This window comes from Streptomyces sp. NRRL S-37 (genome assembly GCF_000721605.1).
GTDB lineage: Bacteria > Actinomycetota > Actinomycetes > Streptomycetales > Streptomycetaceae > Streptomyces.
In genome coordinates this window covers 251,552-264,104 of record NZ_JOIZ01000006.1, presented here as the reverse complement: position 1 = coordinate 264,104, position 12,553 = coordinate 251,552, and the positions used below count along the sequence as shown (strand labels likewise).

Sequence of the window (12,553 nt, the reverse complement as noted above, 5' to 3'; positions counted from 1 at the left end):
ACAAAGGCCCGGATTCCTTGAGGAATCCGGGCCTTTGACGTCGCCGACTTCGCGACCTGAGTAGCGGGGACAGGATTTGAACCTGCGACCTCTGGGTTATGAGCCCAGCGAGCTACCGAGCTGCTCCACCCCGCGCCGTTGTGCTGCAACCGTAGCACGGCGCGGGAGGGGCGTTTGACCAGCCTGCTCGCTAACTGCTCGGACTCGCGTCGGGACGGGGACCGCTCTCCCCGCCGCCGGCGCCACCGCCTCCTTCGGCCGACTGGGCCTCCTCGGCCTTGCGCAGCGCGTCCTCCAGGTCCTTCTGCGCCTTGCCGTAGGCCTCCCAGTCGTTCTTCTTCAGGGCTTCCTGGCCGGCCTCGAAGGCCTTCTGGGCGTCGTTCAGCGCCTCCTGGACCGTGGGGTTGTCGGACGTCGGCGGTGGCGTCGTGCCCTCCTCCTCGCCGGTCCCCTCGTCCTCGCCCGGTGGCTCGGTGGGCGTTCCCTCGCCTCCGAAAACCTTGGCGAGCGCCTGGTCGAGGGTGTCCTCGAAGGCGGTCTGGCCTCCGTAGGTCACCAGCACCTTCCGCAGCAGCGGGTACTTCAGCCCGCCACCGCGGACGTAGACCGGCTCGACGTAGAGCAGCCCTCCGTCGAGCGGGACGGTCAGCAGGTTGCCGTACTCGACCTCGGAGTCACCGCCTCGCAGCAGCCTGATCGACTCGGCGATGTCCTGTTCGGAGTTGAACTGGCTCTGCACCTGTTTGGGTCCGGAGACCGTGGTGCTGGTCGGCAGTTTCAGCACTCTGATCTTGCCGTAGTCCTCGGTGCCCGGATCGGCGTTCACCGCCATGAAGGCACTGAGGTTGTCACGGCCGTTCGGTGTGAACGTCGTGGTGAGCGAGAAGGTCTGCTCCTGCTGGTCGGGCATCTTCATGCTCAGGTAGTACGGAGGCACCGCGTCGCCCGTCTTGTTGGTCGGGTCGTCCGGCACTTCCCACACCTCGCTGCCCGAGAGGAACGTGGTGGCGTCCTTCACGTGGTAGCGGGTCAGCAGTTCGCGCTGCACCTTGAACAGGTCCTGCGGGTACCGCAGGTGGGCCATCAGCGCGCTGGAGATCTCGGTCTTCGGCTGCACCGTGTCCGGGAAGGCCTTCATCCAGGTCTTCAGGACGGGGTCCTGGGTGTCCCACTGGTAGAGCTTGACCTCGCCGCTGTACGCGTCGACGGTCGCCTTCACCGAGTTGCGGATGTAGTTGACCTGGTTCTGCTGGGCCACCACCGCGCGCTGGTCGTTGGTGGCGGTCAGCGAGTCGGCCGTGGTGTCGCCGAGGGTCGTCCGCGACGCGTACGGATAGCCGTTGGTCGTGGTGTAGGCGTCGACGATCCACTGGATACGGCCGTCCACGACCGCCGGGTAGGCGTCGCCGTCGATGGTCAGCCACGGGGCGATCGCCTCGACGCGCTCCTTGGGCGTGCGGTTGTACAGGATCCGCGATCCCTCGCCGATCGCCCCGGAGTACAGGATCTGCGGCTCGCTGAACGCGACCGCGTAGGCGGCCCGGTTGACCGGGTTCTCGAGGTTGACCCCGCTGTCGCCCTTATAGCTGTACGTCTTCTCGCCGCTGTCGTCGGAGTAGTCGATCTCCTTCTGGGGACCGCCGACGATCGAGTACGTGGTGGTGCGCTCGCCGTAGTAGACGCGCTGCTCGTACTCGGGGAGTTCGCCCTGGGAGGGCAGGTCGGACTCCATGAAGTTCGGACGGCCGCCGGAGTCCACGCTGGTGCCCTCGGCCGCGACGACACCGTATCCGTGGGTGTAGCGGAAGTGGTCGTTGATCCAGTTCCGCTTGGGGATGCCGTTCAGGTTCAGCTCGCGCAGACCGATGACCGTGTCCTGCTCCTCGCCGCCGATGGGGTACCGGTCGACGTCCAGGTTGGTCGGGAACGCGTAGTAGTTCCTGATCTGCTGGAGCTGCTGGAACGTCGGCGAGACGATGTTCGGGTCCATGATCCGGATGCTCGCCGTGTCGGTGACGTCGTCCCGCAGCCGGGTCTTGTCCTCGGTCTGGCTCGTGCCCGGGTAGTCGGTGACCTTGGAGTCGTCGATGCCGTAGGCCTCACGCGTGGCCTTGAGGTTCTTCTCGACGTACGGCGCTTCCTTGGCCTGCTCGTTCGGCTGGACCTGGAACTTCTGCACGATCGCCGGGTACAGGCCGCCGATGAGGATCGCCGACAGCACCATCAGGCCGAAGCCGATCACGGGCAGCTGCCAGGTACGCCGCCACAGGGTGGCGAAGAACAGCAGCGCGCAGATCACCGCGATGCAGAACAGGATCGTCTTGGCCGGCAGATAGGCGTTGGCGTCGACGTACCTGAGGCCCGTCCAGCTGTCGGTGGCCTTGAAGTCGCTGGACTTCACCGCCAGCCCGTACCGGTCGAGCCAGTAGGCGACCGCCTTCAGGGCGACGAAGACACCGAGGAGCACCGACAGGTGTCCGGTGGCCGCCGCCGTGGCGCGCGCGCCCGGGCTGGTGATGCGCAGCCCGCCGTACAGGTAGTGGGTGAGCGCGGCGGCGATCAGCGCCAGGATCGTGGCGGCGAAGCCGAAGCCGAGCAGGAACCGGTACCAGGGCAGGTCGAAGGCGTAGAAGGAGACGTCGAGCTTGAACTGCGGGTCCTTCTGGCCGAAGGACACGCCGTTGACCCACATCAGCCAGGTCCGCCACTGGCTCGACGCCGAGGCGCCGGCGATCAGGCCCACCAGCGCGGTGATGCCGAGCAGCAGCCACTTCTTGTACGGGGCGATGCCCATCCGGTACCGGTCGAGGTTCTGCTGCTCCATCGACATGGCGCTCAGCGGCGGCCGCATGCGGTGCGCCAGCCAGACGTTGAAACCGACCGCGAGGGCCATCAGCAGACCGAAGACGAAGAACAGCCCGATCTTGGTCCACAGGGTCGTCGTGAACACCGACGAGTAGTCGACCGAGCGATACCACAGCCAGTCGGTCCAGAAGCCCGCGAACATGGTGAACACCATGCCGAGGACGGCCAGGACGCCCAGTGTCATGAGCAGAGTCCGGACCCGCCGGGACGGGCGGCCCACTCTGATCCGTGGCCCCGTCGGGCCTCCGCCGCGGTCCGGCATCTGGAAAGCCAAGGTAGGCACCTCGAAGTTCGCTGTTGATTCGTCAGGCCCGCGTCTTCACGGACCGTATGTGGTCCCCCGTGATCGCAGGCCCACACCTATGCAACTTACTCACCCTTTACTCGGTTCCCGATTCCGGCCAGGAACGAGAGAGGATTGTGACCATGTCCAACACACCCATGGCGGCCAACCCGCTCACCCGGGCCGTACTCGAGATCGACGAGTACGTCTCCGGCCTCGGCTGGGACCAGCCCGCCCGCCTGTTCGCCCTCGTCGACACCGCCCGGCTGCGGGCCGAACAGCCCTCGCTCGCGGACCGGCTCGGTCTGGGCGACGAACAGGAGACAACCGCTCTCACCCCGATCGAGCAGGACGAGATTCCAACGGGCAAGCCGCTCGACGAGTTCCTGGGCACCATCGCCTGGCCCGACGCGGTGACCGGCTGCGCCCTGACCGTGGAACGGCTGATGCTGCCGCCGTCGGCCGAGGCCCAGGTCCCCGAGGACCTGGACGAGGCCGCGCTGACGAAGTGGGTGGCGCGGCACCCGGAGCGTCAGGAGGTCCGGATGACGGTCGCGGTGCTGCGCGACGGGACCCGCGAGTCGGCCCTGCGGCTGCGTGAGAAGGACTCCGCCACGGAGGTCCTCACCGGCTCCGAGCTGGTGCCGGGCCTGGCCCAGGCGCTGTCGGCGACGTTCGAGGAGTAGCGGGGCCGGTCAGGAGGCCGTGCACGTCGGCAGGTCCGAGGTGTCGCCGGAGCGGATGTCCTCCAGGGCCCCCAGGGCGTCGTCGATGGTGTCGACCTTCACCAGGGTGAGGCCCTCGGGGGTGTCCTTGGCGGCGGACGCGCAGTTGTCGGCCGGCGTGAGGAAGTACTCGGCGCCCTTGTCACGCGCGCCGACCGTCTTCATCTGGATCCCGCCGATCGGCCCCACCTTGCCGTCGTCGTCGATGGTGCCGGTGCCGGCGACGAACTCGCCGCCGGTCAGGCTGCCCGGAGTGAGCTTGTCGTAGATGCCGAGCGCGAACATCAGGCCCGCGCTCGGCCCGCCGACATCGGCGAGCTTGATGTCGATGCTGAACGGGAAGGTGTGGTCGGTCCCGGCGGAGATCCCGACGATGGCGCGCTTCTCACCGCCGTCCTCGGAGGCCGTGGTGGTGATCGTCACCTTCTCGGTCCGCGTCGCCGTCCGGTTCCCCTTCTCGGCGGCGGCCTGCTCCTCGGCGGGCACGATGGTGAAGACGACGTCCTCGCCCGGCTTGTGCTCGGTCACCCGCTCGGCGACATCGGCCGGTTCCTTCACCGCCTCGCCGTCGACGGCCTTGATCACGTCGCCCGCGTGCAGCTTGCCCTCGGACGGGGACCCCTTGACCACCGTGGAGACGATCACCCAGGACTTCACCGGGACGTCGAGTTCCTTCAGGGCCGCGACCTTGGCGCTCTCCTGGGACTGGCTGAACTCCTCGGCGTTCTCCTGGGTGGACTCCTCCTCCGTCTTGCCGTCGGGGTAGAGGGTCTCGTGCGGGACGACCTTGTTGTCGTGCGCGAGCCATCCGTAGACGGCCTCGACCAGGTTCATCCGGTAGTCGGCGCTGGTGACCCGTACCGTGGTCATGTTGAGGTGACCGTCCGTCGGATAGGTCTTGTGCCCGGAGATCTGCAGCACCGGCTCGCCGTCGTGCTCGCCCAGCGTGTTCACCGTCGGCCCCGGGGACATCTCCGAGTAGGGCACGGGGATGAACACTCCCGCGCACAGGAGCGCGATCAGCATCAGGGTGGAGGCGAGCATCGTCGCGGTGCGGCGTGGCATGCCTCGACAGTACGGGACGGGCCTGTCAGCGCACCGTCAGGGCCGCCCGGACGGGCGGCCCTGCTCGCTTCGTCTGCCGTGACCTGCTGTTCTTCGGCCCTCAGCTACCCGAGTGTGACTTTTCCATGGCCTCGCGGAACCGGGCGTAACCGATGAGTTCGGGGCCGTCGCCCCGCACCTTGCGGGTGCGATTGGCCCAACTGCCCCACAGTCCTGCCCCGATCGCGGCCACCAGCGGAATCAGCAACCAGGCGAGCACCGCCATGCCGACCTCCCAACCCCATGAGCGTCCGCAACACTGACTGATCAGCAGATTAACCATCCGCAGTGACAACGCTCACGCCAGGGGTGGGGTTACGCAACCGGAGGTCCGGGCCTGCTCAGCAGGCCCCCACCCATTCCTCGGTCCCGTCGGAGAACCTCTGGTGCTTCCAGATGGGCACCTCGTGCTTGAGGTCGTCGATCAGCTTCCGGCAGGCCTCGAAGGCCTCCCCCCGGTGCGGGCACGACACGCCGACGACCACGGCGAGGTCACCGACCCTGAGGTCCCCCACCCGGTGCACGGCGGCAAGCGCCCGGACGGGGTACTCGGCGGCGACCTTCTCGGCGATCCGCCGCATCTCGTCCTCGGCGCTGGGGTGGCACGAATAGCCGAGCCCGTCGACGTCGGCGCCCCCGTCGTGGTTGCGCACGGTCCCGACGAACAGCGCCGTTCCGCCGGCCGCGTCGTCCCCGACCGCGTGGAGGACCTCGTCCACGGACAACGGCGTGTCGCGTATCGAGATCAGCTTGAGCGGGTCCTGTGCGGCCTGCTCACCCGGGTGATCGTGCGTGGATGCCATGTCTCCATCGTGCCCCACCCGGCGACGGCCCGGAACAGCGTCATCGTCCGGCACGCGCGCGTGCCCCTCCGGTGCCTCCCGCGGGAGGCGCGTCAGATCCGGCGCCGGGCCTTGCGTGCCCGTCGTACCACCGCGGCCGCGCCCAGCAGGGCCACCGTCGCTCCCGCGGCGCCCGCCGCCGTCGCGTCCTTGCGCCCCAGGCGCCGGCCGGCCACCGTGTGTCTGCCGGACACCTCCTCCAGCAGCTCCGCGAGCACCTCCTCGTTGGTGTGCGCGGGCCGCCACCCGGCGTCGTGCAGCCGGCTCCCGCTCACCACCCAGGGGTACATCGTGTAGGCCAGGTCCCCGGCCGGGGACGGGGTGAGCCCGATCCGGTGCAGCCGGGCCGCCGCGCCGAGCGCGACCGCCGACGGCAGCTCCATCCGCCGGATCCCGCTGAGCTCCTCGACCTCCTCCTGTTCCAGCCATCCGTCGCAGCCGACGGCCAGCTCACCGTCGACCTTCTCCAGGACGGCGTACTCCAGGGCGCTGCACAGATCCTGGACGTGACAGAACTGCCACGCGGGCCGCGACCCGGCCACCACGAGCAGCCTGGGCGACTCGAAGTACCTGGTCAGCGCGGTGTCGGTGCCTCCCACCAGCACGGCGGGGCGTACGACCGTGACATTGAGCCCCGGGTGCGCCCTGGGCGCCCGGCGCGCGAGCCGCTCGATCTCCAGGAGGTCGCCGACTCCGGTGGCCTCCGCCGTGGCCCGCAGCTCCGCGTCCTCGGACAGCGGCAGCTCGTTGTCCGGCAGCGCCCCGTAGACCATCGTCGACGTGCACAGCACCACGCGGTGCACCCCGGCGGCCGCGGCGGCCGTCAGCACGGTCTGCGTGCCCCGTACGTTGTAGGCCGTCCGGGCGGCGGCATCGGTCTCCAGATCGAGGTCGAGCGCGAGATGGACCACCGCGTCGGCCCCGCGCAGCTTGTCCGCGATGGCCGGGTCCCGTACGTCCAGGATGTGCCAGCGCGCCTCGGCGCACTCGCCGCGCCGCTCGTCGATGGCGATGACCCGCTTGATCTCCTCCGAGGCGGCGAGCCGCGCGGTGAGCAGCGCGCCGATGCCGGACGCGGCACCGGTGACCGCGACGACGGGCCCGCGCGCCGCGGTCGTTCCGCCGGCGCGAAGCGCCGTCGTCGAGGGGCGGTGGTCGGGCGGCGGGTGGGCCGACTCGTTTCGCGCTGCGCGAACCTGTGGATCTGGGGAACTCACCGGGCGTCTCCAGCGGTTGTCTTCAGTACGGGCGCGAGCGACGCGTACGTACCAGGTGGCATCCATCCTGCCGCAGGCCTTCTGTCGGCGAAGCACCGAGGCCCGAACCGCTTCAGGTGTCTACGCTGGGTGGTGTTGTCGGGCAGCCGTGCCGCCGGAAAGAACCGGTGGCCCTACCAGCCGAGGAAACCCGTGAGTGACACCCCATTCGGATTCGGCCTTCCGCCGGAGGAGCCGGACGACGGCGACGAGGGCAAGAAGAAGGACCCGCAGAGCGGTGGTGGTCAGGGCCCGGCCAACCCGTTCGGCTTCGGCGTGCCCGGAGCCGGAGGCTTTGGCGGCCCTGGCGCGGACAATCCGTTCGCCGCGATGTTCGGGTCGCTGAACCCCAACGACCTGGGCGCGGCGTTCCAGCAGCTCGGCCAGATGCTCTCCTACGAGGGCGGGCCGGTGAACTGGGACATGGCCAAGCAGATCGCCCGGCAGACCGTCTCGCAGGGCACCGCGGAGGGCTCGAAGGACACGAGCGTCGGGCCCGCCGACCGCAGGGCCGTGGAGGAAGCGGTCCGTCTGGCCGACCTGTGGCTGGACGACGCGACCTCCCTGCCGTCGGGCGCCGGCTCCGCCGTGGCCTGGAGCCGCGCGGAGTGGGTGGAGGCCACCCTTCCGGCGTGGCGGGAGCTGGTCGACCCGGTGGCCGAGCGCGTCGGGAACGCGATGGGCGATGTGCTGCCGGAGGAGATGCAGGCCATGGCCGGCCCGCTGATCGGCATGATGCGCTCCATGGGCGGCGCCATGTTCGGCACGCAGATCGGGCAGGCCGTCGGCGTGCTCGCCGGTGAGGTCGTCGGCTCGTCCGACATCGGCCTGCCGCTGAGCCCGGCCGGCCGGGCCGCGCTGCTGCCGCTGAACATCGAGACGTTCGGCAAGGACCTGGGCGTCTCCCAGGAGGAGGTGCGGCTCTATCTCGCCCTGCGCGAGGCCGCCCACCAGCGCCTGTTCGCGCACGTCCCGTGGCTGCGCTCGCACCTGTTCGGCGCCGTCGACGGCTACGCGCGCGGGATCAAGGTCGACACCGGCAAGCTCGAGGACGTCGTCGGCCAGTTCGACCCGCAGAATCCGGAGCAGTTGCAGGAGGCCCTCCAGCAGGGCATGTTCCAGCCGGAGGACACGCCGGAGCAGAAGGCCGCCCTGGCCCGTCTGGAGACGGCGCTGGCACTCGTCGAGGGCTGGGTGGACGCCGTGGTGCACGCCGCGGCCAAGCCGCGGCTGTCGTCGGCCGACGCGCTGCGCGAGACGCTGCGCCGCCGCCGCGCCTCGGGTGGCCCGGCGGAGCAGACGTTCGCCACGCTGATCGGTCTGGAGCTGCGCCCGCGCCGGCTGCGCGACGCCTCGCGCCTGTGGGCCTCGCTCACCGACGCGCGCGGGGTCGACGGCCGGGACGCCCTGTGGGCGCACCCGGACATGCTGCCGACGGCGACCGACCTGGACGATCCGGACGGTTTCGTGCACCGCGAGCAGATCGATTTCTCCGAGCTGGACAAGATGCTCGGCGAGGCCGCCGGCGGGAAGCCCGACCTCAAGAAGAAGGACGAGGGCGAGGACGAGGGCAAGAACAAGGGCGACGACGCCGAGTGAGCCTCCATGACGACGCGGTCCTCGTGCTCAAGGGGTACGAGGACCAGCCCGGACTGCGCCAGACCTATCTGGACCACCTCGCGGCGCATCCGGACGGCATGTGGAAGGCCTGTACGGACGGCCACATCACGGCCAGCGGCCTGGTGATCGATCCCGAGCGGGGCCGGGTGCTGCTGACCCTGCACCGGAAGCTGCGGATGTGGCTCCAGACGGGCGGGCACTGCGAGCCGGGTGACGTCTCGCTCGCGGCGGCGGCCCTGCGGGAGGCGACGGAGGAGTCCGGTATCGCGGGACTGACCCTGGTCCCCGGCGGCCCCGTGCGTCTGGACCGTCATCACACACCGTGTGCCTGGCACCTGGACGTCCAGTACGCGGCGCTGGCTCCGTCCGGATCCGTCGAGGCCATCAGCGACGAGTCCCTCGACCTGTGCTGGTTCCCGTACGACGAGGTGGCGGACGTGGCCGACACCTCGGTCACCCGTTTGGTGGAAGCGACCCGGACGAGACTGGGCGTCTGACACAGGAGTGAGGGGCGTCCGCCTCGGCGGACGCCCCTCACCGGTGCGTTCAGCTCCAGACGTTGCCCTGGTTCTGGCCGCGGGCCCCCTGCTGTCCCACGCCGTACTGGGCGGCGACGCCCGAGCCGATCTGGGCGTTCTGCGGCGGCAGCAGCTCGCTGGGCTGGACGAGCGCGAAGCCGCTGCCCATGAAGCTGAGCTCCCAGCCCTCGCCGGTGTTGCCGCGGCGCCGCCACACCCCGGAGGAGTGGGTCTGGGCCTGCATCTGCACGCGCAGGGACGTGGACCAGGCGACGATCGCGTCGGCGTCGCAGTTGACGTACTTGTCCGGCGTCACCCGCATCAGCAGCGGCATGCCGGAGGTCATCAGGGCGACCCTGCCGTTGCCGGTGATGTTGAGCTGGTACTTCCCGGAGCCGGAGATGCCGTACAGGCTGTCGACGGCGATCACCTCGTGGTGCAGCGAGGAGTCCATCGCGAGCACATAACTGCTGTCGACCGTCAGCCCGTCCTGCTTCACCTCCATGACGTGGATGCGCTGGGCGAGATTGGCGAGGTAGACCGTGCCCTGCCCGTGGCAGCGCATCAGGTCGAGTCCCTCACCGGTCTGCGCACGCGCGCGTGACGCGCTGTTGCCCTGGAACTCGGCGTCGAACTCGACGAGTCCCTGGTAGGCGACCATGGTGCCCTTGCGGGCGAGGATGTCGTCGTGGCCCTCCAGGGCGACGCGGAGCATCTGCTGGTTCTGCAGGCTCCAGCGCTCCTGGGTCTGCTGGTCGTTGAAGGCGAAAAGCGGGCTCTGCATGGTGTGGTTGCTCCCCCTCAGCCCCGGACCCGGAGACGGTCGGTGCTGTCCTCACTGGGCTGGACGACGACGATGCCCTGACCGGAGAAGGCCATCTGGTAGGCCTCTCCGCTGCCGCGGCCGATCAGCGACTGGGCGCGGAAGCTGCGCTTGCCCTTCACCTTGAGGTTCGGGGACCAGGCGACGAGGGCGTCCGGGTCGACGTACGTCTCGTCGTCGCCGCCACCGCAGTCGACGACGATGGGCTTGCCGCGCGAGGTCAGCGCGACCCAGCCCTGCCCGGAGATCCTGGTGTTCCACAGGCCCTGTCCGGCGAACTTCGCCAGGCCCTTGACCCGCTCCACGCCCCAGGTGAGGTGGGCGTCGAAGGCGAGCAGGTTGGTGGCGTTGACGGAGATGCCGTCGCCGTTGAGGTTGATCACGAGGACGTTGGCGCCGTAGTCGGCGAGGTAGAGCAGGCCGTCGCCGGAGCACTTCATCAGCGGCGCGCCCTCACCGGTGAGCCAGTCCTTGGCGATCTGGCGCACGGCGGGCGGGTTGGGCTCGTACTGGACGAACCCTTCGTAGGCGACCATCGATCCGACACGCGCGAGGAGGTCGTTCCCGGTCTGCATGGCGATCTTCGCCATGTGGTTGCCGTGGTTCTCCATGCGGGCGGTGACGGGGGCGGGGGCGTAGCCCGCGAGTGGCTGGTTCATGACGGGCTCCCTCAGATCTCGTACGGCTGGACGACGATGAAGTTGCCGGGTGCACCCCTGAACTGGAGGTTCACGCTCTCCCCGGTGTCGCCGGGGTAGGAGTTGCGGCGCATCCGCACCTGGCTGGAGACGACCACCTGGGAGGCGGCCGACCAGGCGACCACGGCGTTGCAGTCGGCGAACGTGGTGGGCGTGACCGGCAGCACCACGGGCGTGCCGTGGGTCTTGACGACGAGGGTGCCGGTCCCCTGGAACTGCATCGTGAACAGCGCGCCGCCGGGGATGCCGTGCCCCTCGATGCGGCGGACCTCGTACTGCAGGCTCTCGTCGAAGGCGAGGACGTTCTCGGCGGAGACGCAGACGGCGTCGCCCTGGAGCTCGATCGGGTGCAGCATCGTGGAGTTCTCGGCGAAGAACACCTGGCCCTGGCCGGTGCAGCGCATCAGCTGCATCTCCTGGCCGGTGGCGTTGCCGACGATGCGGCCGGAGAAGCCGGCGCCCTTGTAGCTGAAGTCGACCTTGCCCTGGTAGAGCACCATGCTGCCCTGCCGGGCGAGCACGGGCTGACCGCCGATGCCGAGGTCCGCACGGACGAGCTTCTTGTTCTGCTGCGTCCAGCGCTGGCCGGTGGGCGTCTCCTTGAACTGCTGGAGCGCGCCGAGGACACCGGGGCCCTGCGGTGCGCCCTGCGGTATGCCGTGGGGAGCGCCCTGCGGTGCCCCGTAGGGGGCCTGCGGGGCCGGCGGCTGTCCGGGCGGCGGCTGCTGTCCGTACCCCGGAGGGGGCGTCGGCTGTCCGTGGCCGGGCGGTGCCTGCGGGGCCGGCGGCTGCCCGTAGCCCGGCGGCGGGGCGGGCTGGCCGTACGGCGGCGGCTGCTGGCCCGGCTGACCGTAGGGTGCGGGGGCCGGCGCCGGGGGCGGCACCGGGGAGCCGCCGGGCGGGGTGTTCAAGGGCGCGACGACGGTCGGCGCGGTGTGCACCGGCGGCACGGACGGTGCGGGGGCCGGCGGCGGCGCGAAGCCCTGTGCGGCGGGCTGGGGCGCGGAAGCCGGGGCGGGCGCGGGGGCCGGAGCCGGAGCCGGCACGGGGGCCGGGCCGCCGCCGGGTACTCCGAACGCGGGCGGCGCTGCGGCCTGGGCGGGCGGGGCGAAACCGGGCGCGGCCGCACCGGCGGCCGGCTGCTGCGGGGCGGCCGGCTCCTCCTCGGCCACCTCACCGCCGAAGTTCCGCAGCAGCGCGTCGAGCCCGCCGTCGAAACCCTGCCCGACGGCGGCGAACCGCCAGACGTCCTTGAAGTAGAAGTCACCCAGCATCACGGCCCGCTCGGTGGAGAACTCCGAGCCGTTGAACGGATACCGGGCCACCTCCTCGCCGCCCGCGACGATACGGATGTACCCGGGACCGATCTGTGACATCTGCCCGGCGCCGTCGAGGGTCGCCGTGAAGGACAGCTTCCTGATCTGCTGCGGGATCCGGTCCAGCGTCACGCGGAACGACTCGGTGTCGCCCGCCTGGGCGCCCAGGAGCTGAACGGACTCCTCGGGGGACTTCGGCTGGTTGTAGAAGACGAAGTACCGGTCGTCGGAGAGCCGTTCGTCGGCGTCGAGGCCGAAGCAGCTGATGTCGAAGGTCAGCCCCGGGCCGGAGATCTGCACACCTACGTACAGATCTGTCCCCGCCGTGAGGTCACTGATCCTGGCCTTGTGGCCGCGTTGGAATTCCCTGGCCATACGTACGACCGTCCCCCATCCCGAATGTGAGTGCGTCGCGCCAGGCTAACGGCAAACCCGGACACCGGATGAAGTCGGTACAGACCCGGTACACAACGCGCGCACAGGCCTACGGTGCGCTCACCTCG

The 12,553-nt window shown here is 70.0% G+C and carries 11 protein-coding genes and 1 tRNA gene; 3 read left to right on the top strand and 9 right to left on the bottom strand.

Annotated elements, in window-relative coordinates; genetic code table 11:
• Nucleotides 1-61 precede the first annotated feature (61 nt).
• Together IH50_RS0111760 and IH50_RS0111755 are read right to left on the bottom strand one after the other, a co-directional pair.
• Nucleotides 62-135: transfer RNA gene (locus tag IH50_RS0111760), tRNA-Met, on the bottom strand.
• 55 nt (nucleotides 136-190) lie between these two features.
• Complete coding sequence (locus tag IH50_RS0111755; RefSeq protein ID WP_234328138.1) at nucleotides 191-3,127, bottom strand: UPF0182 family protein; 2,937 nt, start codon at nucleotides 3,125-3,127, stop codon at nucleotides 191-193.
• Nucleotides 3,128-3,291: 164 nt separating this feature from the next.
• On the opposite strand from IH50_RS0111755, the gene IH50_RS0111750 reads away from it, so the two are divergent.
• A complete protein-coding gene (locus tag IH50_RS0111750) occupies nucleotides 3,292-3,834 on the top strand; it encodes a PPA1309 family protein (protein WP_030860195.1) in 543 nt (180 codons plus the stop codon).
• A gap of 9 nt (nucleotides 3,835-3,843) precedes the next feature.
• On the opposite strand, the gene IH50_RS0111745 is transcribed toward IH50_RS0111750, so the two are convergent.
• The 4 genes from IH50_RS0111745 to IH50_RS0111730 all read right to left on the bottom strand — a co-directional run bounded on the left by IH50_RS0111745 (nucleotide 3,844) and on the right by IH50_RS0111730 (nucleotide 7,036).
• Entirely contained in the window at nucleotides 3,844-4,938 is a 1,095-nt protein-coding gene (locus IH50_RS0111745; protein ID WP_030860194.1) for a PDZ domain-containing protein, read from the bottom strand.
• Nucleotides 4,939-5,038: 100 nt separating this feature from the next.
• Nucleotides 5,039-5,203: a hypothetical protein gene (locus tag IH50_RS42010; RefSeq protein WP_199822071.1), complete on the bottom strand. Its 165-nt coding sequence runs from the start codon at nucleotides 5,201-5,203 to the stop codon at nucleotides 5,039-5,041.
• 115 nt (nucleotides 5,204-5,318) lie between these two features.
• Nucleotides 5,319-5,780, bottom strand: a complete 462-nt coding sequence (locus tag IH50_RS0111735; RefSeq protein WP_030860193.1) for a molybdenum cofactor biosynthesis protein MoaE — start codon at nucleotides 5,778-5,780, stop codon at nucleotides 5,319-5,321.
• A gap of 92 nt (nucleotides 5,781-5,872) precedes the next feature.
• The gene (locus IH50_RS0111730) at nucleotides 5,873-7,036 is read right to left on the bottom strand and encodes an SDR family oxidoreductase (protein WP_030860192.1); all 1,164 of its coding nucleotides are present in this window, start codon (nucleotides 7,034-7,036) and stop codon (nucleotides 5,873-5,875) included.
• A 192-nt stretch (nucleotides 7,037-7,228) separates the two neighbouring features.
• On the opposite strand from IH50_RS0111730, the gene IH50_RS0111725 reads away from it, so the two are divergent.
• A complete protein-coding gene (locus IH50_RS0111725; RefSeq protein ID WP_030860191.1) occupies nucleotides 7,229-8,674 on the top strand; it encodes a zinc-dependent metalloprotease in 1,446 nt (481 codons plus the stop codon).
• Nucleotides 8,671-9,192, top strand: coding sequence for an NUDIX hydrolase (locus IH50_RS0111720; RefSeq protein WP_030860190.1), 522 nt, complete (start codon nucleotides 8,671-8,673; stop codon nucleotides 9,190-9,192). The genes IH50_RS0111725 and IH50_RS0111720 overlap by 4 nt, the downstream gene beginning before the upstream one ends.
• A gap of 49 nt (nucleotides 9,193-9,241) precedes the next feature.
• On the opposite strand, the gene IH50_RS0111715 is transcribed toward IH50_RS0111720, so the two are convergent.
• The 3 genes from IH50_RS0111715 to IH50_RS0111705 are packed head-to-tail and all read right to left on the bottom strand — an operon-like array spanning nucleotide 9,242 to nucleotide 12,425.
• Nucleotides 9,242-9,997, bottom strand: a complete 756-nt coding sequence (locus tag IH50_RS0111715) for an AIM24 family protein (protein WP_030860188.1) — start codon at nucleotides 9,995-9,997, stop codon at nucleotides 9,242-9,244.
• 17 nt (nucleotides 9,998-10,014) lie between these two features.
• Nucleotides 10,015-10,695, bottom strand: coding sequence for an AIM24 family protein (locus IH50_RS0111710; RefSeq protein WP_030860186.1), 681 nt, complete (start codon nucleotides 10,693-10,695; stop codon nucleotides 10,015-10,017).
• A gap of 11 nt (nucleotides 10,696-10,706) precedes the next feature.
• On the bottom strand, nucleotides 10,707-12,425 hold the full coding sequence (locus tag IH50_RS0111705; RefSeq protein WP_030860184.1) for a TerD family protein: 1,719 nt from the start codon (nucleotides 12,423-12,425) through the stop codon (nucleotides 10,707-10,709).
• Nucleotides 12,426-12,553: the final 128 nt, after the last annotated feature.

Bases quoted from the DNA above. Each gene is read 5' to 3' on its own strand.
- IH50_RS0111755 (WP_234328138.1), bottom strand. From the start codon at position 3,127: ATGCCGGACCGCGGCGGAGGCCCGACGGGGCCACGGATCAGAGTGGGC.
- IH50_RS0111750 (WP_030860195.1), top strand. From the start codon at position 3,292: ATGTCCAACACACCCATGGCGGCCAACCCGCTCACCCGGGCCGTACTC.
- IH50_RS0111745 (WP_030860194.1), bottom strand. From the start codon at position 4,938: ATGCCACGCCGCACCGCGACGATGCTCGCCTCCACCCTGATGCTGATC.
- IH50_RS42010 (WP_199822071.1), bottom strand. From the start codon at position 5,203: ATGGCGGTGCTCGCCTGGTTGCTGATTCCGCTGGTGGCCGCGATCGGG.
- IH50_RS0111735 (WP_030860193.1), bottom strand. From the start codon at position 5,780: ATGGCATCCACGCACGATCACCCGGGTGAGCAGGCCGCACAGGACCCG.
- IH50_RS0111715 (WP_030860188.1), bottom strand. From the start codon at position 9,997: ATGCAGAGCCCGCTTTTCGCCTTCAACGACCAGCAGACCCAGGAGCGC.
- IH50_RS0111710 (WP_030860186.1), bottom strand. From the start codon at position 10,695: ATGAACCAGCCACTCGCGGGCTACGCCCCCGCCCCCGTCACCGCCCGC.
- IH50_RS0111705 (WP_030860184.1), bottom strand. From the start codon at position 12,425: ATGGCCAGGGAATTCCAACGCGGCCACAAGGCCAGGATCAGTGACCTC.